Genomic DNA, 21,145 nt, shown 5'->3' on the forward strand with positions numbered 1-21,145 from the left:
GAAATTTATGTTCGGAGATTTTTATGAACATTAATATGTTGATGCAGCAAGCTCAGCGCATGCAAAAAGACATGGAAGCAAATGTCAAGAAAGCTAAAGAAGAACTTGCACAAACTGAAGTTCATGCTGAAGCAGGTGGCGGTTTAGTTAAAGTGACCATGACATGCCGTAATGTCGTAAAACGTATCGAAATCAATCCTGATCTTTTACAAGATGATCCTGACATGATTGAAGACTTAATTGCAGCAGCAATGAATGATGCTGCGCGTCAAGCAGAAGCAGTTTCTGAAGAAAGAATGAAGAGTGCAAACTCAGGTATGGGCTTACCACCTGGTCTTTCAGGCTTATTCTAAGGAATTCTATCGGTGTTTAGCGATCGTTTTGATCAACTGGTTCAAGCACTGCGAATTTTACCAAGCGTTGGGCCGAAATCGGCTCAGCGTATGGCATTGCATCTGATTATGAAGAATAAGGAAGGTGCAGTGGGTTTGGCGCATGCGCTCAATGAAGCGACTTCATATATTCATGAATGTCAAATTTGTCATTCATTAACTGAAGATGAAGTGTGCCATATTTGCACATCCAACGATCGAGATAATACCTTACTTTGTGTCGTAGAATCTCCTGCTGATGTTATGGCGATTGAGCAAAGTGGTAGTTTTCGAGGGAAATATCATGTTTTGGGTGGGCATTTGTCGCCACTTGATGGTATAGGGCCTGAAGAAATTGGCATTCCATTTTTAATTCAGCGTTTAACCAATACTGATATTCAAGAAGTCATTTTGGCAACCAATGCAACGGTTGAAGGGCAAGCTACAGCGCATTATTTGCTTGAAGCAACAAAACACATGCCTATTCAGATGACGCGTATTGCACAAGGTGTACCTCAAGGCGGGGAATTGGAATATGTCGATAGTCATACTTTGAGTCAGGCTGTGCATAATCGGATGAAAATGAAATAACAAGCACACTCCGTGCTTTTTATTTTTTATAAAGTTAAAAAAAATATTATATTTTATTTATTTATGTTATTGATTAAGTTATGTTGGCTATAATAAGTGTGATATGAAATATAATATTTAATACTTGAATAATTTAAAAAAACTATTAATAAATGAATAATTAATTTTAAAATTTGTTGATAGCTCATGATTTTGGTGTGAATGTTTCAAAATATTATATTTATATTATATTTAATACGCTAAAATTAAACTTACTTTAACCCTACGGTTTTGACTTAAATACGGTATGTTTCAATATATTCATCAACAAACTGATCTAGAAAATGTACTGATGCTGATGCGTCAACATAGTGTTTTTGGTTTAGACACTGAATTTATAAAAGTTGATACCTTTTGGCCAAAGTTGGGGCTTTTTCAAATCAATATTGCTGATCAAGTGTTTTTACTTGATGGTACATCGCTCAATTTAAAGGAATTTTGGCAACAAATATTTTCAGCACAGCAGAACATTTTTCATGCTTGTGGCGAAGATATTGACCTGATTTATCATTATTCAAATCAAAAAAAATTAGCCAATGTCTTTGACACGCAAGTTGCCATGTCTTTTTTGGGGCATGGGCTTCAGGTGAGTTATCAAAATGCTTTAAAAGACGTGTTAAATATTGATATTGATAAAGATCAAACACGTTCTGATTGGTTAGCACGACCATTAAGCAATGAACAAATGAATTATGCAGCCAATGATGTGCTTTATATTGTCGAATTGGCTGAAAAGTTGAAGTTTGAACTAGACCAAAAAAATCTGTACCAACAAGTGCTTGAAGATTGTTCTCATTTGACCATTGAAATTGGTACTGAAACGCCTAAAGATAAGCTTTATACAGAGGTCGGAAACTACCGTCATTCTCGTAAGCAGCTGATGCAACTGCAATTGTTAAGCGTATGGCGTGAAGAAATGGTCAAAGCTTTGAATCAACCACGCAGTTTTTTACTTAAAAATTCAACGATGATTGATTTAATCGAAAAAAATCCTAAGAATAATTTTCAACTTTCACAAGTCAAAGATATTCGACCAAACGTTGTACGTGAATTTGGCAAAACAATTTTAGATATTATTAAATTTCTTCCAGATCCAGAAGAATGGCCTTTGCGAATGGCTCGACCAATCCGTCATTCATCAAAAGATATTACTCAAAATGTCGATGATCTTATTTTAAAAATATCTGAAGAAGTACATGTTCCTAAAGAAGTATTGATCCGTAAAAAGTGGCTTACAGCGTTGTATCAACATATTGCTTTTCAAGGGAATGAGAAAGATCTCCCTGGCTATTTGCTCGGCTGGCGCTATGATTTACTTACGCAGCCACTTATCCAACTTTTAAGTAAAGATGCCGAATATTTAAGTATGCAAATGAAGGTCGACCAATAAGTATTTTTATATTATTGAAAGATTTAAATTAAATATTTTCAATGGGTTTAGATCATTGCGTTTTTAGTACATTACATACATTTTAATTAACCAGTTTTGACCTGTTGATTGAAGTGTTCTTACGCAATGCTCAAGACCAAATCATCATGCATGACTGAACCAGAATTTTTCAATATAGCACTGATCAAAGAACTGACAATTGTCTAAAACTCGACTGTAGCGTTAACAAACCTTAATGTTTCAAATGCTATTTTGCTGTATGATTTAGCATGAGTTTTATGGATGTTGTTTTAAAGATGTTGTGTGAAATTTACAAGTCAAGTAAAAAAGATGAGATGTATCTATATGTTCCTTTTATTGAACAAATTGAAGGTCAAGAACCTGTAGATCCACTCTCAGTACTTTCCGATGCTTTACGTCAAGCATTTGGACGTGCAACTTTTGTGATGAAATTAGAACTCCATGAAAATCGAAAATTAGCACGTGCAAATGTGCTACATGTGATGGATTCAATCCAAAACAGAGGTTTTTTTATTCAAATGCCTCCAGAAGGTTTAATTAATCCAAATGCAGTAGAGCCAGAGGGTTTACGTGGTGCGTGAAGATCAAACAGGAATATGGGCAAATTTGGAATCATTGATCAATTCAATTCCAGAAGACAGTATTGCAATCACAGTCTATATTCTTGGTAGTTTGATTATTCTATGGTGCTGGTATGGTATTGCAAAGCGCTTACCAGCACTTTTAGGCTCAATCACATGGATTATTATCTTTGCTATTTTATTAACACCGACCATTTCTGCTGGGCCGAACTCGGGAATTGCGCCTGCATTTTTTGGCTTGGTTTTTGGTGTCCTGACCAAAGATAGTACTTTGGTCTGGTCAAATTTATCGCTTATTTCTTTTGTGATTGGGCTTGCTATGGTAGTCGGATATTTCTGGTCTAAGTTTAAAGTAAGTAAACCAGCTCAATCGATTAAAGTTGAAAAGAAAACATCCCCACTTTAAATAAAAATTAAGGTTTCATCATGTCAACTGATGTTCAACAATTTACAGGTACAGCGCAGTACATTGCTACGGATAGTTTAAAACTTGCTGTAAAAGCAGCACGTGCATTACAAAAGCCACTTTTAGTCAAAGGTGAGCCAGGTACAGGAAAAACCTTACTGGCTGAGCAAGTTGCACAAAGTTTAGGTCTTAAACTCATTACATGGCACATCAAATCGACGACTAAAGCGCAACAAGGTTTGTATGAATATGATGCTGTATCTCGTTTACGTGATAGCCAGTTGGGTGATGAGCGTGTATATGACATCAGTAATTACATCAAGCCGGGTAAATTGTGGGAAGCATTTACCAGTGAAGAGCGTTGTGTATTGTTGATTGATGAAATTGATAAAGCTGATATTGAGTTCCCGAACGACTTGTTGCATGAATTAGATAAGATGTCATTCTTTGTCTATGAAACAAGTGAAACCATTACGGCGACTCAACGTCCAATCGTCATTATTACCTCAAATAATGAAAAAGAACTTCCAGATGCGTTCTTACGCCGTTGTTTCTTCCATTATATCGAGTTCCCAGATGAAGCCACCATGCGTGAAATTATCGCGGTGCATTTCCCGAATATTTCCAATTCATTGGTGAGTGAAGCATTGCAAGTCTTCTTCAAACTTCGTCAAGTTCCGGGCTTAAAGAAACCACCTTCAACTTCAGAACTAATAGATTGGTTAAGTTTGCTCATGGCAGATGATTTGCCTGAAGATATTTTGCGTAATCACGATAAATCGAAAGCGATTCCGCCTTTGTACGGGGCTTTAATTAAAAATGAACAAGATGTGCAGTTGCTTGAACGTCTAGCATTCATGTCACGTCGTTGATAGGTGATCGCCCATGTTTGTGCGATTATTTTATACCTTAAGAAAATACGGGATACCCGTTACTACACGTGAACTGATTGATCTAAATCAAGCAATTAGTCAAGGTCTGGTTTTTGCCGATCAAGATGATTTTTATCAGCTTGTTAAAACGGTCATGATCAAAGACGAACGTTACTTTGATAAATATGATCGTGCTATGAAAGATTATTTTCAAGGCATACATACTTTTGATTTGGATGATCTGCTCAGTAAAGTCAGTCAATTGCCTAAAGATTGGTTTGATTTAGAGTTACTTGAAAAACATTTGACACCAGAGCAGCGTGAAGCGCTGCAAAAGGCAGGCTCACTTGAAGAGCTGATGAAAATGCTTGAAGAGCGCTTACGTGAGCAACATAAAAAACATCAGGGTGGCAACCGTATGGTGGGCACAGGTGGAACTTCACCTTTTGGTGCTTATGGGGATCATCCTGAAGGGGTTCGTATTGGTGGTCCTGGGCGAAAACGCTCTGCTGTTAAAGTTTGGGAACAACGTAAGTATCAAAATTTAGACGACGATCAGATTTTGGGAACACGTCAAATGCAATTGGCACTACGTCGATTGCGTAAATTTGCTCGTCAAGGCGCAGCCGAAGAGTTAGACATCAATCAAACGATTCGAGAAACGGCAAAACAAGGCATTTTGGATGTACAAATGGTGCCTGAACGTCGTAATCGTATTAAAGTACTGATGCTTTTTGATGTCGGTGGTTCGATGGATGCCTATATTGCACAGTGTGAAAAATTATTTAGTGCGGCTAAAACTGAGTTCAAAACCTTAGAGTATTTCTATTTTCATAACTGTCTGTACGACTATGTCTGGAAAGACAACCATCGCCGTACTTCCACAAAAATGAACACGCAAGATTTATTCAATACCTATGGTAAAGACTATCGAGTGATTGTGGTTGGAGATGCCAGTATGGCACCATATGAGCTTCGTTCTGTAGGTGGGTCTGTCGAATATATGAATGAAGAGGCAGGTGAAGTTTGGTTGCGACGTTTGCGACAGCATTATGAAAAAACCGCTTGGCTTAATCCAGAATCAGAAGGTTATTGGAACTATACTCAGACCATAGGGCTCATTAAGCAACTATTTGAAGATCATATGTACCCGATGAGTCTTAAGGGTATTGAAGATATGACTAAATATCTAAGTCGTTGAGTTGTTATTTATCTAAGCTATTCACAGAAATTACCAACTGCTTATTGCTGATGTATATTCATAGGGTGATGAAACATCGTAATAACTCATTTTATGTCCAGGGGATCAATTATGGATCATCAAATTAATGGCATTGCACTACCCAATGAAGATGGTTTCTTTGGTGAATATGGTGGTCAATTTATTCCTCCACATTTAAAAGAGGCAATGGATGCGATTAATGTGGCTTATGAAGAAATTCGTCATACAGAAGAATTTCAAAATGAGTTGTCAGAGCTATTTGCACATTATGTTGGTCGTCCTAGTCCATTATTTCATGCCAAACGGTTGTCTGAACAATTGGGTGGAGCGCAGATCTATTTAAAACGTGAAGATTTAAACCATACTGGCGCACATAAAATTAACCATTGTTTAGGCGAAGCTTTGCTTGCTAAATATATGGGGAAAAAGAAAGTGATTGCTGAAACAGGTGCAGGCCAACATGGCGTGGCTTTGGCAACAGCATGTGCACTTGTTGGTATTCCATGTGAAATTCATATGGGACAAGTCGATATTGAAAAAGAACATCCTAATGTCGTGAAAATGAAAATTTTGGGTGCGAATTTGATTTCAGTGACACGTGGTACAGCAACCTTAAAAGATGCAGTCGATAGTGCTTTTGAAGAATATTTAAAAGACCCAGATCAATTTATCTATGCGATTGGTTCTGTGGTAGGTCCACATCCATTCCCAAAAATGGTACGTGATTTCCAAGCGATTATTGGCACAGAAATTAAAGCCCAAACCCAAGACCGTTTTGGGTCAAACCCAGACTATGTGGTGGCGTGTGTAGGTGGTGGTTCAAATGCCATGGGTGCATTCACGGCATTTTTGAATGATGCTGATGTGAAACTGGTAGGCGTTGAACCTGCGGGGCATGGTTTAGATACCAATCAACATTCAGCGACTTTAACGTTGGGCAAACCAAGTCAACTTCATGGTATGGCATGTTATGTCCTAGAAGATGAAAATGGTGAGCCATTGCCAGTACATTCCATTGCTTCTGGTCTAGATTACCCAGGGGTTGGACCACAACATAGCTTCTTAAAAGATTTAGGTCGTGTGGAATATAGCACGGCAACAGACAAAGAATGTTTAGATGCCTTTATGACGTTGTCTCGTGTTGAGGGCATTGTTCCAGCATTGGAAAGTTCTCATGCTGTGGCTTGGGCAATTCGTGAAGCACCGAAACTAGCTAAAGACATTAAAATTGTGGTGAATTTGTCTGGTCGTGGTGACAAAGACTCAGACTATGTAGCTGAAAAATTAGGATTAAATTAATTTAATTCTGATTTATATAAAAACCCAGTCTTTGTGCTGGGTTTTTTAATAAAAGTTGTTTTAAACAATTAAGTAGAAAAAATTAATAATAAGTAAAAACATGTGAATATTATATGGAAAAGTGTATCAATAAAATTTTATTTTATTTAGCTAAACTATAGTGGCTGGGCAGTTTTTATTCTGCATATAAAACTTGAGTAATAATAATATCACTTTATAAGGTCACATAATGAATAAATTCATCTATATAAGTTCAGCATTGCTGTGTCTGTCTATTGGACAAGCCACTTACGCGACAAATGAACCCAATCACATATCAGCATCAAATGAAAACAATGTGAAAAATCCAATTTTGCTTGGTGCATTAAATACAATTATAACAACTGCTCAGGCAGTTCAGTTATGGAGTGAAGAGAGTGCACCAGACGTTTCACCTGCCTGTGAAGTCGTTGGTCAACCTAATAATAGATTGCGTAGCCGTAATTCATTTTGTCAGAATTTTGATAAAACGTTGGATCTTTATGATGAACAGGGTGCTTATGTAAATACAGCACACGTCATTGGTTATGCTTATACAGATGATGACCAACCGACAAATACGCTTGATTGGCCATTAAAATTCAAATTTAGAACAACCTATACAAATCCTGCTGGACCTCTTGCTCAAATTTCTCCATTTTTAGAATGCGGCACTGCTGATAATGATAATCTTTGCACGACTTTGGTTCGATCTACGACAATTCTTAACCCCGGTTTATCTGGTGAAATTCAAGTGGTAACACGTTTAAATATGCGAGGGCTGAATAAGTATACTTTTGACACTATGGAGTTACGTGCCAATTACAGTGTACTGAGTCAACCTGTTGAAGCTAGTACACATTATCTGATTGATAGTAATATTCCAGCGTTGCGTTGTGATGTAAATTTAGCGCGTTCGAATTCTAAAGGTTGTATTTTTGAAGAAGCGCCTGCTGTACTGACGCGTATTAGCATTTATGATCCAGATGTAGATGAGTCTGCATTACACATTCGAGATGCATTGGCTTCAGGCAAACCTGGTCTTTATGTATCAGAGGATTATAACATTCAGCCTAATTGGCAATCCAGTCCTCTAACTCGCTTACGTGATATATCTGCACGTACTCAAAATCGAAAGTACTCACTGGACAAATGTTTAGCACAATACAACTCATATAGCCCAACTTGTGCACCTAGTGGTGATCCTGAAGACCCTGAAGTGAACTGCGATTGTGATGAATATCCATTTGCGGCAACAAATGAGGGCGGTGAATCTTCAGATGCATCCGTGAGAAAAATTGACCCGAGTGACAATAGACGTGCTGGTGCTTATTTAGGTGCTTTCTTTACACAGCAGCGTGTTATAGATGGTGAAAAATTTTATATCAAAGTAGAATAAATTTTTAATTTTTTGGCTGAAGACGTCGAATCATGCGTCTTCAGTACCTTTGGTTATGATATGAATATAAAAAACGAAAAATTCATGGCAGAAATATATTTACAATGCAGATCATTTGTAAAAAATATGCCAAATCCTAGACATACAGAAGTTATCCCTTTGGAACAGGCACTTGGACGACGTTTGGCAGAGGATGTCTTTGCACAGACTGAATATCCAAATATTGCTTTGTCAGCTGTAGCGGGTAGTATGCTGATGCTTAAAGAAAATATAACGAATGTAGAGCATTATCAAACTCTCCTTCATTCAAGACCATCAGTAGATTGGAATGTGCTCAATTGGGGCGGGAATCCTTATAAAATTGAAGCAGAAGGCGAATATAAGTTGCCGACAGATATTTATATGCCGATTGGACGTATTGCGAATACTGTAATCTCAAAACAACAAGAGTCACCTTGGCTCGATGCAAGTTTGGGCACCAATGAAAATTTAGATCCTTTAGAAGAAATAAGAATAGGGTCTGGATTGATTGAGGTGGGCTCAGACTATAAAGCAAATGATTTGATTTTAAAGCGTGAAGAAATGATCACTGCCTCTAAAAAAGCGTTGTTGAGACAAGCTGATGTAAAAGAGGTCACGGTATTTAAAAAGGTGAGAGTTGCAATTGCTCTTGTTGATTATGACTTAGAGGAAACAAATAAAGACATTGAGTTGGAATATGTTCAAGATTGTTTAAGCACTTGGGGGTTCGACTATGACGTTTTTAAAATAAAGCCTTTTAAACGACAAATTCCGCAAGGAAAAATAGTGGAAGATGCAGGGATTGCAACGGATTATCCTGAATTCAAAGAAAAAATTGAACAGCTTACACATGATTATGATTATGTGATTGCTTGTGGTTTAGAAGATAAACAAATTTATGGAAATTTGGGTCTTTTAGCATCATTTAGAACACTTGCTGATCATGGTTATCCAACTAAGAATCGTTTAGTTGGAAATAGATTTAAAATGATTATAGGCGAAGCGCGAAGTCCGGCGATTAAAGAAGACATTAGGCTTTATAATGAAAAGGGTATTCCGCAGGTCACTATTGGGAAGTTGTATCAAGACTTTGGTTTGATTGGTTATATCCCAGGTCGAACGCTTGATATTATTGTAAACATGCACTTATATATTAAACCGACATTGCTGAGTTTAATTTCAGTAAAAGTTAAAGAACCAGAGTGGAAGGTAGGTAGATTGGTTCATGATTATACGCTTAAAAAGAACGATAAATTTACTGAGACAATAATTTGGGCGCATGTTTTGCATGAAGATACCTATGAACTATCTGGACCAAGAAATGCTGGAATTTATCCAGAATTGACTATCGTAGATATTGAAAAAGAGCGACCAGATTTTCTAAAATTACTGAATCAATGTAATTGTTTTATTCCTGTTCGTAATAATGAAACAGAATTTAAAAATGGCGATTTCTTCTTTTATTTAGAGATTTAGATTAAGTCTGTATTTGAAATAGAAAATTTGAACTCGATAAGAAAAACCCTCTTCTACTAGAGGGTTTTTAAATGGTGTTTAACCAGTTATATATTGCTGTAATTGTTCAATTAATTGTCTCTGGTCTTCCATTGCAGCTTTCACTAAGTCACCAATGGAAACAAGTCCGACCAATTGTTCATTTTCAACTACAGGTAAGTGGCGAATATGACGATCCGTCATTAAACCTAGACATTCATCTACAGTGTTATTCCGACTTACCGTTAGCACTTGACTGGTCATAATTTCCGAAACCGTGGTGTGATCTGAACTACGTTGCATCAACGCAATTTTTCGTGTGTAATCACGCTCAGAGATAATACCGACAACTTTTCTTTCTTCAGTGGTCACAATAACAGCGCCAATCCCTTTATTGGCCATGACGGAAATAGCATCAAGTACAGTTGCATCAGGCGTAATCGTAGAAACTTCATTTGATTTTTTGCTATTTAAAACTTGAGCTACAGTTGTCATATGGAATCCCTCTTATTGTTGTCCTTTATCTTTTAAATTAACTGAATTTCAAAAGAATGCAATGTATATTCATATCACAACACTTCAGATTTTAAAACTTGTAATGATTTAAAACGAGCAAGTCACATTATTTTACGCTTCACGTACATCAAGAACTGAAGGGTGAAAGAAAAAATGATACATCTGATGGGGTGAGAATTGAAAGCGACGACCTTTATGACTAAATAAAGTCGGAACGACATTAAAGCGCTTTAAGGTCGGCAGTAATGATTCCCTAAAATCTTGCGGTGAGATTTTACGCGCTGAATAACTTGGCCAATGAAGTTTTGCATATTTATTGGCTTGAGCTGAGCTGATCCAAAATGGGAAAATATTAATTTCATCTTCAGCTTTAATGGCCCAGCCTTTATGCATTGGATTGTATAAGCCCCAAAGTACACCACCATAAGTCATGGTTTTTAATACAGAAAATTTAAATCTATATTCTTTGTTGATGGGGTGGAATTTTAGATACTTCTTCATTTTTTCTTTGCTACAGCTTGAAACTAATGACAGATTTATTGTAAACGAGCTTTATTAAAAAACAGTTAAAAATTTGATCTTAAACGTAAGAAAGTATTTGTAATGATGAAAGCATGTAAGCTGTGTACATGAATGCGGAGAAAGTTTGAAAAAGCTGTTACTGAGTAGCTTTTGCACAGTGGCAATGTGACTGATCAAACAAGAAATGTTGTTTAAATGATGGTGGAGTAAGAATAAGTCAGATATAAAAAAACGCCACCTAAGTGACGTTGTTCTATGCTTTCATGGTGGCCATTTTCTGCCAGTATTGTGCTTTGATTGAATCTCGTTCTACACGGAAACCTTGATAATAAAGTTCAGCTAAGAACATTGCTGCTTTACCGTGACCCGCACGTGCCACATTTTCAAGTTCAAGGACCGCATCTGCAAAATTCATTTCAAATTGAATGGTATTTACTGCATTTGAGTAAACATGCTCTAAGTGTTGTGAAGAGCTTTGATTAATCATATAAAACTCCTTATTCTAGTTATGATGATTATTACAACTTAAATGACCGCTATAGTGACTCAGATCCAGTGGATCTTATATAAAAGTATCAAAGTATTATTAAACTAATATTACAAATTATAGATTTTGTCAACATTTATATTTGAAATTTCAATTAATCTTGAGTAAAAAATATACCAATAGACGGCTATTTTATCTACAAAAAAAATGGCGTATAGTAAAACTAATGAATGTTTTTACGAGATTTTAAGCGAGTATGCATCATTATACATAATTTTAAGCGTAAAGGCATAGAAAAGTAGAACAGTGACATAAGGAGAAACGCGCATGTCAAATACAATAGATGGATTTAATTTTGATTTGCCACCTGTTCAGTCGCAAGTGGCGGCTTTAGCTCAACATCACCGCAAATTACTTGATGAGGCAATTTTTCATCAGGAAATACATTTGGGTAACTATTGTTTAGCACAACGCAAACGGGTTTATGATTTCACTCGTACTTTAGATCCTGATCAAAAATCAAAATTTTATGATTATTACGATGGTGAGCTAAGAAGAATTGCAGATGATGATGAATTACATCCTCCACATGCCGAAGCTGGTGTGAGTGTTTTTGCAATTGTACTTGCACTCGGTATTATTGCTGCAATTTTATATTTTTCTTTTATACAGCCGACTGTGTCATAAATTTTCTTTTATAAACAAAGCGTCAGCTTTATGGAATCATGGATGTTTTTTTCATCCATGATTTCTTTAATATTTATAGACGTTCATTTAATACTGTTTTTTTCTTCAAAGCGCGATTAAACTACCTTTAATTAGAGGTCGTGCATGTTAACCAAAGAAAATCTTTTAAAATTTAAATCTGAGTTTGAAGCTGAATATGTATTGAACATAGTCGTGTCAGTCATTATTGCTGTCATATTGGTTTTAGCATGTCTAGCGATGTATAGACCGATTAATACCACTCAATATCAAGAAGTTAGAAAACTGGCAAAACAAGAACTATATCCAAAAACTCAGGCGATGGCGGTAGAACTTACGCATCAAGATGAGATTCGATCATCAGATTATTATCGTCTAATCTATGCCAAACATTATGAATCATCCAAAGTAAAAATTTATCCAGCAGCAACTATCGATGGTCAATAAGTTGAATTTTCACTTTTTAGCGATCAAATAAAGTTTAGAGTTGTGATTAAGACACCATATCCTAGCGCTATTTTTAAACTCATTGGTTCGATAGATCAATGCAAAATTCATTGACCAAAGACACCATTAAACGCATTGGCTGAAAAATGCTCTCATTCGTAATCTAACTAAAACTAATTCAAAGGGTTTATGTTGAATAGAAGATTCACTCATTTGCGTTGTTCAAAATTCATTTGTTTGGTTTAGTATTGAGTTCTGGCGTGCTTAAAATTTGGTTTGAGGGTTGCCCAAGTGACTATTGAACAGATCAAGCAAAGCTTGTTTATCTAAAGTATTTGCGACCACCACAATGGTTAAATCATTTGCATGTAGATATTTTTTGATGACTTGTTCAATGTCGTTGCTGGTCAATGCATTAACCTTTTGCTGATATTGGTTTAAGTAATCTGTAGGCAGGCCATAGAAACCGATTGATGCAATTTGTGCATTAATGTTGGCATTACTACTAAAAGTCATAGGGAAAGCCCTGAGCATACCTTCTTTTGTTTCTTCTAAGAGTGATTTATTAATTGGTTTATTCACAAATGAAATGAGCGTTTGATGGGTAATCTTTAAACTTTCCATGAGTTGATCTTGTTGAGTTGAATAACTCATGTTGAATACTCCAGGACTTTGCGTCGTGCTCAAGCCACTTGAAGCGTGATATGTCAATCCGCGCTTAATTCTGAGTTCTTTAGATAAAATAGAATTAAAACTACCTCCGCCAAACATTTGATTGGCAACTTCTAGGGCAATCCGATCAGGATTATTGTGTGTAATACCCAAATGACCCAATGTGACATAAGCTTGAGAAGCCTGATGCGGAATAAAATGGATACTAAAACCCGATTTGATTTCAGGTGCCTTCAAAGGTTTTGGCTTTTCACCTTGTAATAAACCAGTGCTAATTTTGTCGGCGATTTCAGTTGCATCTATAGTGCTTAGTTTTCCTGTGATGGCGATATTTGAATTTTGGGCAACTAAAAATTTGTTTTTAAATTGCACCAATAAGTCAGGATTAATTTTTTTAATACTCGCTTGCGTCCCAACAGTCGGCTCCGCATAGGGATGCTGTCCATAAACCGCACGATAAAATCGAATACCCATGAGACGATTTGGATTTTCTTGTACCTGTTTTTGTCCTACTTTTGTATTGCTCAATACCAGTTTGAGGCCACTGTCATTAAATGTGGCATGATTCAGCAGGTGTAGCATTAAGTTGAGTGCTGCATCCAGTTTGTTGGGATCTGACACTACACGTAAGCGCACAATAAACATATCTCGATATGCATTGACGCTGAATTTTGCACCTAGAGCATCAAAAGTGTTGGCCAGTTGTTTTGCAGAGTATTGATCTGTACCTTCAGTCAACAATTTTGCCGCCATATTTGAGAGTCCAAAAAGCCCTTGGCCCATTTCTTCATCGCGTGCTGAGCCAGCATTGAAAGTGAGTTGTATATCAACGATGGGTAAGTCATTGGTTGCCACAAATAGCGTTCTTACATGATCTTTATTGGGCAACTCTTGGACAAAAGGTGCTTGGTACTGCTCAGACTTAGGGAGATTTTTTAAACTTTGTAGCGTGGTTAATGCTTTGAGCGGACGTTGATCTTCAACCAATGGAAGTTCAATTTCACCAATCTGTTCGATGTTGGCATGTGCCGTGTGATTCAGCGCAGTAATGCATAATGCAAAGGGAATAATAAAGTAAGCCGTTTTATTCATAGGTTCCATCCAGATAATCTCGTGATTTATTCTTGTTGTTCAGGGGTTAAATACATCACACTTAAATTATCTTTGACAAAATAAATATTGGCGATACGCTGTAAATCTTGTGGAGTCACTGTCTCATAATGTTTAGGTAAATCATCAATTAAACGGTAATCCAGCCCATTGACTTCAAGTTGACCAATCATATGAGCCTGCCCAACTAAATCATCTTGGCTGTAGATTAAATTTGATACGAAGTTGGATTTGATCGCTTCCAATTCGTTGCTATTGACCAATTCATTTTTAAATAAATCCATTTCCGCTTGGATCATCTCTTGAGCTTTTTGCAAGCTGACACCTTCAGCAGGTAATGCAGAAATTGTAAATAAACTGTCACCTCGATTATAAGGGTCATAACTGACACTTATTGCTGTCAGTATTTTTTTATCTCGAACAAGACGATCTTGCAGGCGTGATGAAATTCCACCATCTAGCAAAGATTGAATAATCGTGAGTGCATAAGCGTCTTGAGGATTTTTTGCTGTTTTAATCGAGCGTACATTCCATGCCATAAAAATATTCGGCACCTGTACACCCAAACTCAATTCCATGGTTCGATATCCAACACGATCAAATTCTAAAACATCATTACGTTCAGGGGTAAGCCGCTGTGGAATTTTGCCAAAGTATTTCTCAACTTGCTGGCTGGCCACTTCAGCATTGACATCGCCTACAATGACTAAAGTTGCATTATTCGGGGTGTACCAGGTCTGATACCAATGCTTTAAGTCTTTGAGTTGAATATTTTGTAAATTTTTCATGAAGCCAATGATCGGCTGACGATAATGACTGGTGGGATAGGCGATCCATTTAAAACGTTCAAAGGCTAAATTTCGTGGGTTGTCATCAGTTCTTTGCCGGCGTTCTTCCATGACTACTTTTATTTCAGGGTCAAAATCTTGTTGACGCAAAACCAGATTGGTCATGCGATCGGCTTCGAGTTCTAAAGCCATAGGAAAGTATTTTTTGGGATAAAGCTGATAATAATTGGTGTAATTGGCTGAAGTAAACGCATTGATTCGTCCACCATAGATACGACTTAGGCGAGTAAATTCATCATCAGGCACTTTTTGAGTACCTTTAAACATCATGTGTTCAAGTACATGGGAAATCCCAAGTAAATTGCCCGATTCGTCACTACTTCCTACGCCGTACCAAATTTGACTCATCACAATAGGCGAACGATGATCTTCTCGAATAATCACTTTCATCCCATTTTTAAGTGTAGTTTCGATGGTATTGCGAATCAGATGCGTGTCATTGTTGGCATGACTTAAACTTACAGAAAAGACAATAGATAAAACCAGTGTGGCTTGTTTTAAACGTTGGAGGGGTGAGCGAGATGTATATTTTAAATCTTTATAATGAATCACATGAGGACCATTCAAATTTTTATTGTTCACCATTTTTTCAAATAATGAGGTGGAAACGCAACCCAGTCCTGTAGGTTTTTGGTTCCAGCGCTGAACTTGTTGTTAAAAAATGGATTACAGCATGAAATAAGGGTAATTTATGTTAAACTTATTTCTTTTAATCGCTATGCTTTTCAAGGAATCGGCATGCAAGAACAGCAAAATAAATTCTTGATTGATGCGGATATCGGTGATGACGATGTCACTTTACCAAGCTTACCCGCCGTTGATGTGCCTATTATTGAAAATAATAAAGTCGATACTGCTGTAAATTCGACAATTGAACAAACTTCTGAACCTGAAGAACCTAAGTCTAAAGGTGGTTTCTTCAGTCGAATGAAAGAGGGCTTAAGTAAATCTCGTAAAAACTTAGCTGATGGAATGGTGAACATTCTCATTGGGGGTAAAGAGATTGATGATGAGTTACTCGAAGAAGTTGAAGAACAGTTATTGGTTGCAGATATTGGTGTTGAGGCAACAAAAACCATTATTACCAATTTAACCGAACGTACTGCTCGTGGTGATTTAATTTATTCACACTCGTTGTATAAAGCATTACAAGAAGAATTGGTAGCCTTACTGGCACCTCGTGTGAAGCCTTTGCATATCGATCCCAATAAAAATCCCTATGTGATTTTGGTGGTTGGGGTCAATGGTGTAGGTAAAACCACAACCATTGGTAAATTGGCTAAACGCTTGCAAGGTGAAGGTAAAAAAGTGATGTTGGCTGCAGGGGATACATTCCGTGCAGCAGCTACAGAACAACTCCAAATTTGGGGTGAACGTAACAATATCGCCGTTGTCGCACAAGGTCATGGTGCAGACAGTGCATCTGTTATTTTTGATGCATTTGAAAGTGCTCGTGCCAAAGGTGTTGATGTTCTGATTGCAGATACAGCAGGGCGTTTGCATAACAAAGGTCATCTGATGAATGAGTTGACCAAAGTTAAACGTGTTATGCAGAAAATTGATGCGACTGCGCCGCATGAAGTGATGCTTGTGGTCGATGCAGGTACAGGTCAAAATGCGATTAATCAAGTTGAAATGTTTGATGAAGCTGTAGGTTTAACAGGCTTAACCATTACCAAACTTGATGGTACAGCTAAAGGTGGTGTTTTATTCAATATTGCCAGCAGAACGCATGTACCAATTCGCTTTATTGGTGTGGGTGAAAAAATTGATGACTTACGTCCATTCTCAGCCAAATCATTTGTTGCGGCATTGTTTGAAACAGACAAATAACGTTTATTTTGTCTTTTTATGACAATTCAATATGCTCAGTTTCGACTGGGCATTTTTGATGTATAAACAATGGGTATTTGATTTTATCATGAAGATCAGCCATCCCCACATAAGTACTTCATTTAGAGATAAAACATAATAAATATGAACTCTATAACGTAATCCATAATTTTTGTGTGGTTTTTCATTTTGCTTAAGTTTAACTGTACTTTATATGGGCAATTAACTTGAAAAATAAATCCGTTTTTACGCTGAACACTTTAGAATCCCATACATAAATTATGTATTTCAATTTTTGTTTTTTGGGGATGAATCATGACAATCTTGACGAAATTAGGTAAAGCATTAAAAACTGATATTTCTAAAGATTTTAAATTTAAAAAAAGTGATGATCTTGATGCTCAAAAAAACCTACTCGATTATATGAAACAACGCCGAACAGTAAAGAGTCTTGGGAAAAAAGTGATTTATAGCCGTGATTATTTAACGAGGCTGATCAAAGAAGCAGTGCATTGTTGTCCATCAGCATTGAATTCTCAAAGTGTTCGTGTCGTGATTTTAAATGATAAGGCGCATTATAAGTTTTGGAAAATGGTGAAAGCAGTCCAAAAAAATCATGTCCCAGAACATATTTATGAGAGTGCAGTACTGCGTATAGAAATGTGTGAAGAAGCATTTGGAACGGTGTTGTTTTTTGAAGATGCTCAAGTGGTAAAAGCCTTACAAAAACAAAAACCCCTACAAGCGGCAGATTTTGAGGTTTGGTCGGAGCAAACTTCAGGGATGGCGCAGTTTGCTGTATGGACTGCGATTTCAAGTGTAGGCTTAGGTGCTGCACTTCAACATTATAATCCAATGATTGATGTAGAAACCAAAGCACTGCTGAATCTGCCAGATTCATGGGATTTAAAGGCCCAATTGGTGTTTGGTTCAATTCAAAAAACTGCTGATGAAAAATCCTATGAGGATGATGATACTTTATTTCGTGTATTCAGTGAAATTTGAGTTAATTCAGTCTTAGTTTCAATTGTGATCCATACAAAACTGGATCAACACGCAATGATTCAGATCAGAATGCTTGATGCATTGTGATCTGCAAATTTTATTTATACGTTCTAAATTTAGAACACTTTGTTATATAGATCATACTGACGAAATCACATAAAGTTTATAAGATGGTTCTATCTTAAATATTCACATATATCAAAAAAGGAATCGTCATGTCATTTTTAGATCAAATTAAACAACGTCGTACTATTTATGCAATTGGTAAAAATGTCTCGTTAGACAATGCGAAAGTTGAAGGCATCATTAAAGAAGCAGTAAAGCACAGTCCATCTTCATTTAACTCTCAAACTTCACGTGTTGTGACTTTATTTGGTCAGTCACATGAAAAATTCTGGACCATTGTTTTAGAAACTTTACGTAAAATTGTTCCAAGTGATGCATTTCAAGGTACTCAAGACAAAATTAATAGTTTTAAAAATGGTCATGCGACAGTTTTATTCTATGAGGATCAAGCTGTAGTTAAAGGTTTACAAGAACAATTCCCATTGTATGCTGACAATTTCCCAGTTTGGTCTGAACATTCTACTGCAATCGCACAATTTGCAGTTTGGACGGCTTTAGCTGAACAAAATATTGGCGCATCATTACAACACTATAATCCAATCGTGGATGAAGAAGTTGCACAAACTTTTAATATTCCTGAAAACTGGAAATTACGTGCACAACTTGTACTTGGCTCTATTGAAGCTCCAGCAGGCGATAAAACATTTATGGATGATGCTGTTCGTTTCAAAACATTTAACTAATTTGAATTGAACGTATTATAGATTTTTAAAAGAACGCTTCGGCGTTCTTTTTTTGCTTGTATATCACGTTTTTTGTCATAAAAATGACATCAGCACATAGCATAGTGCTGTTAAACAGAATAAGGCATGAGCTAAACAAATGATTTTCAAATATTCAATTTTGGTTATAGGGCTGACATTGAGCGCACTTACTGATGCTGCAGTAACCATTGTTGCGCCAGAAGAGATAGTGGTTATGCAAATCAATGATCAAGATGTGAATGCGGGATTTTTAAGAAAACAGAAAAGTTATCAAGTTCAATCAGGAGCAGTTACTTTACAAGTACGTTATCAGCAATATTTTGATCATGGGAATAATCAACACGATGTCCTAAAATCGGGAAGCTTGAACTTGACTGCTCAGAATTTACAAGACCAGCATAGTTATACTTTGAAGTTAATAAATCCACCTAAAGATTTTGAGCAAGCGAAAAAATATCTAGATCATCCTGTGATCGCGTTGCTGGATCAACAGCAAATTATAGTTGCACAGCAAGATAGTGTGAATTTTCAGGAAAAGCGTGGATTAAGTGAGTTGCTTCATTTGAATTTTGAGCGTAATCGTTCAGATGCAATTGTTCAATCGCAGCAATCCAACCCCAATACCAAAACCATTGAAAATGCATCCATTCAGGACCATCAGGCTTCAAATAAATCAAACATATCTAATTTGACTAGAGATCAGCAATTGATAGAACTATGGCGAAAGTCATCAAAAGTAGAGCGACAAAAATTTATGACATGGCTAGCGGAGCAATAACGGTTTTTGTGTTCTAGAAAGTTATTTGAAAATTGTATAAATCAGATAGCCAATCAAAGGTAATATGATGAAAAGCCCTTGATAAAGTCTTAATAATAAAACAGAGCCATCACTTAGTCGCTTCGCATGAATGAAAAAATAAACCCCAATCAGAAAAAGTGCTGCAAATAACAAGTAAGTAATCATTCTCGCTCCTTATAAATAAAAAGGTATCCCAAGATAGATCTTGAGGATACCTTTATTTTGATTCTTTTATTTAAAGAGTTGGTAAACGCCTGCGCCAACAAGAGCACCACCAACGCCACCAGCAACGGCACCTACAGGACCAGCAAATGCGCCTAATCTAGCACCCCATGATGCACCACGAAGTGTAGCGCCTCCAGCACCTCCAGCAATCATTCCTGCAACTGCTGCATCACCACGGTCACCACCTGAAACAAGTTCGAGTTCAGCATCGGTTAAAGTTGTTAATGTTGTATTCAAATTTGCTTGATTGTTCTTCATAAAAAACCTCTTTTGAGTTCATTTTTGAGACACCCTTCAGTGCAAACCCAATACAACATGGATGAAGCAAAATTAATGTAAAAGTAGTGTGATTGTTTTATAATGTAATGTAATTTAATATAATTAAATAACTGTTTTTAAATAATAAAATATATTTTTTTAAAAATTAATTCATGTGAAATCTCTGTTGAAATATGTTAGAAAGGTGATTGTTTAAGTTGTTAAATGTAGAGCAAAGTAAACTTTCATTAATGCATGAGTGTGTTTGCAAAAGTTCAGAAGGTGACATGTCTTGAGAACGGTAAAATCCTCATTCTATATGCAATAAATCAGGGTCTATTGTGCACAATTAAATTGCCAATTCATGATGTTCTTTAAGCTTTGGTGGTGTTCTGTTGTAACGAAATTTGCAGATTTAACAGATAAAAAGAGCTGATAAAATTTTGCAATGATAAGAATATAAACACATCTTTTTTATTAAAATTTATTATTCAATGGATTATTTTATAAAACAATATGCTACAACAGTAGTGATCATATCTTCAAGAATGTTGAGATGCAGACAATAAAATTTCGATTGGCTGAAATCAAAGATGTTTTAGACTTACATCTTTTAATTAACCGTGCTTATCGTTTTGAAGTGTCAAGAAGTTGGACCAATGAAAATCAAGTGGTTGCAGGAGATCGCATTTCACTTATAGATTTGGAAAAAATCATACAAAATCAGCAAGTATCACGTGACAAATCACAGTTTTTGGTTGTTGAACTGAATGACCAATTAGAAAAAGGCATCATTGGATGTATTACACTGAACTATGACAATCATGATGTGGAAATTGGCACATTTTGTATATCACCAGATTTGCAAAATTATGGCTATGGTAAACAAGTCTTAAACGCAGCTGAATTGTATGCAACAAAATTTCATCCAAATTTAAAAACATTTTCAATGTGGGTATTAAGTACACGTCAAGAGTTGATCGCTTTTTATGAGCGCCGTGGTTATATCCGAACCGATCAAACAGCTGAATATCCTATTCAAGATAATGTTGGTCAGCCCATGGTCGATCTTCATTTAATACAATTGGTGAAATCAATTGGATCATGTTGAGTGTTTTAACTTTTGAACAGACTCAAAATCATCTAAGACATAAAAAACCCTCC

At 36.4% G+C, this 21,145-nt stretch carries 23 protein-coding genes; 17 read left to right on the forward strand and 6 right to left on the reverse strand.

Annotated features, from left to right (window positions below; all coding sequences use genetic code 11):
- Positions 1–23: 23 nt before the first annotated feature.
- From G8E00_RS07300 to G8E00_RS07345, 10 genes are all read left to right on the forward strand, one after another.
- Positions 24–353, forward strand: coding sequence for a YbaB/EbfC family nucleoid-associated protein (locus G8E00_RS07300; RefSeq protein ID WP_166012875.1), 330 nt, complete (start codon positions 24–26; stop codon positions 351–353).
- Between the two features lie 12 nt (positions 354–365).
- Positions 366–962 carry a recombination mediator RecR gene (recR, locus tag G8E00_RS07305; RefSeq protein ID WP_166223195.1) on the forward strand — a complete coding sequence of 199 codons (597 nt, stop codon included), beginning with the start codon at positions 366–368 and terminating at the stop codon, positions 960–962.
- A gap of 286 nt (positions 963–1,248) precedes the next feature.
- Positions 1,249–2,391, forward strand: coding sequence for a ribonuclease D (locus G8E00_RS07310; protein WP_166223197.1), 1,143 nt, complete (start codon positions 1,249–1,251; stop codon positions 2,389–2,391).
- Positions 2,392–2,687: 296 nt separating this feature from the next.
- Complete coding sequence (locus tag G8E00_RS07315) at positions 2,688–2,993, forward strand: YcgL domain-containing protein (protein WP_166012905.1); 306 nt, start codon at positions 2,688–2,690, stop codon at positions 2,991–2,993.
- Complete coding sequence (locus G8E00_RS07320; RefSeq protein WP_166012878.1) at positions 2,986–3,399, forward strand: hypothetical protein; 414 nt, start codon at positions 2,986–2,988, stop codon at positions 3,397–3,399. The genes G8E00_RS07315 and G8E00_RS07320 overlap by 8 nt, the downstream gene beginning before the upstream one ends.
- 20 nt (positions 3,400–3,419) lie before the next feature.
- Entirely contained in the window at positions 3,420–4,271 is an 852-nt protein-coding gene (locus G8E00_RS07325; RefSeq protein WP_166223200.1) for an AAA family ATPase, read from the forward strand.
- A gap of 13 nt (positions 4,272–4,284) precedes the next feature.
- Positions 4,285–5,472, forward strand: coding sequence for a vWA domain-containing protein (locus G8E00_RS07330; protein ID WP_166012880.1), 1,188 nt, complete (start codon positions 4,285–4,287; stop codon positions 5,470–5,472).
- A gap of 111 nt (positions 5,473–5,583) precedes the next feature.
- Complete coding sequence (gene trpB, locus G8E00_RS07335; RefSeq protein WP_166012881.1) at positions 5,584–6,792, forward strand: tryptophan synthase subunit beta; 1,209 nt, start codon at positions 5,584–5,586, stop codon at positions 6,790–6,792.
- A gap of 229 nt (positions 6,793–7,021) precedes the next feature.
- Positions 7,022–8,209 (forward strand): NucA/NucB deoxyribonuclease domain-containing protein, encoded by a 1,188-nt coding sequence (locus G8E00_RS07340; RefSeq protein WP_166223203.1) that lies wholly within the window; start codon positions 7,022–7,024, stop codon positions 8,207–8,209.
- Positions 8,210–8,269: 60 nt separating this feature from the next.
- Entirely contained in the window at positions 8,270–9,706 is a 1,437-nt protein-coding gene (locus G8E00_RS07345; protein WP_166223206.1) for a molybdopterin-binding domain-containing protein, read from the forward strand.
- A 78-nt stretch (positions 9,707–9,784) separates the two neighbouring features.
- Here the strand turns inward: G8E00_RS07345 and G8E00_RS07350 are convergent, their stop codons facing one another.
- The 3 genes from G8E00_RS07350 to G8E00_RS07360 form a co-directional block, all read right to left on the reverse strand.
- Positions 9,785–10,219 carry a CBS domain-containing protein gene (locus G8E00_RS07350; protein ID WP_166223209.1) on the reverse strand — a complete coding sequence of 145 codons (435 nt, stop codon included), beginning with the start codon at positions 10,217–10,219 and terminating at the stop codon, positions 9,785–9,787.
- A 132-nt stretch (positions 10,220–10,351) separates the two neighbouring features.
- Entirely contained in the window at positions 10,352–10,741 is a 390-nt protein-coding gene (locus G8E00_RS07355; protein WP_166223212.1) for a DUF2750 domain-containing protein, read from the reverse strand.
- A gap of 274 nt (positions 10,742–11,015) precedes the next feature.
- The gene (locus G8E00_RS07360; protein WP_166012886.1) at positions 11,016–11,249 is read right to left on the reverse strand and encodes an SEL1-like repeat protein; all 234 of its coding nucleotides are present in this window, start codon (positions 11,247–11,249) and stop codon (positions 11,016–11,018) included.
- A gap of 327 nt (positions 11,250–11,576) precedes the next feature.
- On the opposite strand from G8E00_RS07360, the gene G8E00_RS07365 reads away from it, so the two are divergent.
- Positions 11,577–11,936 carry a hypothetical protein gene (locus tag G8E00_RS07365; RefSeq protein WP_166012887.1) on the forward strand — a complete coding sequence of 120 codons (360 nt, stop codon included), beginning with the start codon at positions 11,577–11,579 and terminating at the stop codon, positions 11,934–11,936.
- Between the two features lie 144 nt (positions 11,937–12,080).
- Positions 12,081–12,401, forward strand: coding sequence for a hypothetical protein (locus G8E00_RS07370; protein WP_166012888.1), 321 nt, complete (start codon positions 12,081–12,083; stop codon positions 12,399–12,401).
- 264 nt (positions 12,402–12,665) lie between these two features.
- Here the strand turns inward: G8E00_RS07370 and G8E00_RS07375 are convergent, their stop codons facing one another.
- Entirely contained in the window at positions 12,666–14,165 is a 1,500-nt protein-coding gene (locus G8E00_RS07375; protein ID WP_166223215.1) for a M16 family metallopeptidase, read from the reverse strand.
- A gap of 26 nt (positions 14,166–14,191) precedes the next feature.
- Complete coding sequence (locus tag G8E00_RS07380) at positions 14,192–15,517, reverse strand: M16 family metallopeptidase (RefSeq protein ID WP_406741419.1); 1,326 nt, start codon at positions 15,515–15,517, stop codon at positions 14,192–14,194.
- 252 nt (positions 15,518–15,769) lie between these two features.
- Between G8E00_RS07380 and ftsY the strand changes: the two genes are divergently transcribed.
- The 4 genes from ftsY to G8E00_RS07400 all read left to right on the forward strand — a co-directional run bounded on the left by ftsY (position 15,770) and on the right by G8E00_RS07400 (position 19,477).
- Positions 15,770–16,864: a signal recognition particle-docking protein FtsY gene (gene ftsY, locus G8E00_RS07385; RefSeq protein WP_166223218.1), complete on the forward strand. Its 1,095-nt coding sequence runs from the start codon at positions 15,770–15,772 to the stop codon at positions 16,862–16,864.
- A 315-nt stretch (positions 16,865–17,179) separates the two neighbouring features.
- The gene (locus G8E00_RS07390; RefSeq protein WP_166223220.1) at positions 17,180–17,869 is read left to right on the forward strand and encodes a nitroreductase family protein; all 690 of its coding nucleotides are present in this window, start codon (positions 17,180–17,182) and stop codon (positions 17,867–17,869) included.
- A 215-nt stretch (positions 17,870–18,084) separates the two neighbouring features.
- Positions 18,085–18,678: a nitroreductase family protein gene (locus G8E00_RS07395; protein ID WP_166223223.1), complete on the forward strand. Its 594-nt coding sequence runs from the start codon at positions 18,085–18,087 to the stop codon at positions 18,676–18,678.
- A 178-nt stretch (positions 18,679–18,856) separates the two neighbouring features.
- Positions 18,857–19,477 carry a DUF2057 family protein gene (locus tag G8E00_RS07400; protein ID WP_166223226.1) on the forward strand — a complete coding sequence of 207 codons (621 nt, stop codon included), beginning with the start codon at positions 18,857–18,859 and terminating at the stop codon, positions 19,475–19,477.
- Positions 19,478–19,729: 252 nt separating this feature from the next.
- Here the strand turns inward: G8E00_RS07400 and G8E00_RS07405 are convergent, their stop codons facing one another.
- Entirely contained in the window at positions 19,730–19,981 is a 252-nt protein-coding gene (locus G8E00_RS07405; protein WP_166223229.1) for a lactococcin A1 precursor, read from the reverse strand.
- Positions 19,982–20,537: 556 nt separating this feature from the next.
- Here G8E00_RS07405 and G8E00_RS07410 point away from each other — a divergent pair.
- Positions 20,538–21,092 (forward strand): GNAT family N-acetyltransferase, encoded by a 555-nt coding sequence (locus tag G8E00_RS07410; RefSeq protein WP_166012896.1) that lies wholly within the window; start codon positions 20,538–20,540, stop codon positions 21,090–21,092.
- The last annotated feature ends 53 nt before the right edge of the window (positions 21,093–21,145 follow it).

The organism is Acinetobacter shaoyimingii, from assembly GCF_011578045.1.
GTDB classification, from domain to species: domain Bacteria; phylum Pseudomonadota; class Gammaproteobacteria; order Pseudomonadales; family Moraxellaceae; genus Acinetobacter; species Acinetobacter shaoyimingii.

Excerpts from the sequence above, each read along its gene's own strand:
- G8E00_RS07375 (WP_166223215.1), bottom strand. The coding sequence starts at position 14,165 with ATGAATAAAACGGCTTACTTTATTATTCCCTTTGCATTATGCATTACT.
- ftsY (WP_166223218.1), top strand. The coding sequence starts at position 15,770 with ATGCAAGAACAGCAAAATAAATTCTTGATTGATGCGGATATCGGTGAT.
- G8E00_RS07355 (WP_166223212.1), bottom strand. The coding sequence starts at position 10,741 with ATGAAGAAGTATCTAAAATTCCACCCCATCAACAAAGAATATAGATTT.
- G8E00_RS07340 (WP_166223203.1), top strand. The coding sequence starts at position 7,022 with ATGAATAAATTCATCTATATAAGTTCAGCATTGCTGTGTCTGTCTATT.
- G8E00_RS07410 (WP_166012896.1), top strand. The coding sequence starts at position 20,538 with ATGCAGACAATAAAATTTCGATTGGCTGAAATCAAAGATGTTTTAGAC.
- trpB (WP_166012881.1), top strand. The coding sequence starts at position 5,584 with ATGGATCATCAAATTAATGGCATTGCACTACCCAATGAAGATGGTTTC.
- G8E00_RS07395 (WP_166223223.1), top strand. The coding sequence starts at position 18,085 with ATGTCATTTTTAGATCAAATTAAACAACGTCGTACTATTTATGCAATT.
- G8E00_RS07370 (WP_166012888.1), top strand. The coding sequence starts at position 12,081 with ATGTTAACCAAAGAAAATCTTTTAAAATTTAAATCTGAGTTTGAAGCT.
- G8E00_RS07315 (WP_166012905.1), top strand. The coding sequence starts at position 2,688 with ATGTTGTGTGAAATTTACAAGTCAAGTAAAAAAGATGAGATGTATCTA.
- G8E00_RS07310 (WP_166223197.1), top strand. The coding sequence starts at position 1,249 with ATGTTTCAATATATTCATCAACAAACTGATCTAGAAAATGTACTGATG.
- G8E00_RS07345 (WP_166223206.1), top strand. The coding sequence starts at position 8,270 with ATGAATATAAAAAACGAAAAATTCATGGCAGAAATATATTTACAATGC.
- G8E00_RS07390 (WP_166223220.1), top strand. The coding sequence starts at position 17,180 with ATGACAATCTTGACGAAATTAGGTAAAGCATTAAAAACTGATATTTCT.
- G8E00_RS07365 (WP_166012887.1), top strand. The coding sequence starts at position 11,577 with ATGTCAAATACAATAGATGGATTTAATTTTGATTTGCCACCTGTTCAG.
- G8E00_RS07330 (WP_166012880.1), top strand. The coding sequence starts at position 4,285 with ATGTTTGTGCGATTATTTTATACCTTAAGAAAATACGGGATACCCGTT.
- G8E00_RS07405 (WP_166223229.1), bottom strand. The coding sequence starts at position 19,981 with ATGAAGAACAATCAAGCAAATTTGAATACAACATTAACAACTTTAACC.
- G8E00_RS07325 (WP_166223200.1), top strand. The coding sequence starts at position 3,420 with ATGTCAACTGATGTTCAACAATTTACAGGTACAGCGCAGTACATTGCT.
- G8E00_RS07350 (WP_166223209.1), bottom strand. The coding sequence starts at position 10,219 with ATGACAACTGTAGCTCAAGTTTTAAATAGCAAAAAATCAAATGAAGTT.
- G8E00_RS07300 (WP_166012875.1), top strand. The coding sequence starts at position 24 with ATGAACATTAATATGTTGATGCAGCAAGCTCAGCGCATGCAAAAAGAC.
- G8E00_RS07360 (WP_166012886.1), bottom strand. The coding sequence starts at position 11,249 with ATGATTAATCAAAGCTCTTCACAACACTTAGAGCATGTTTACTCAAAT.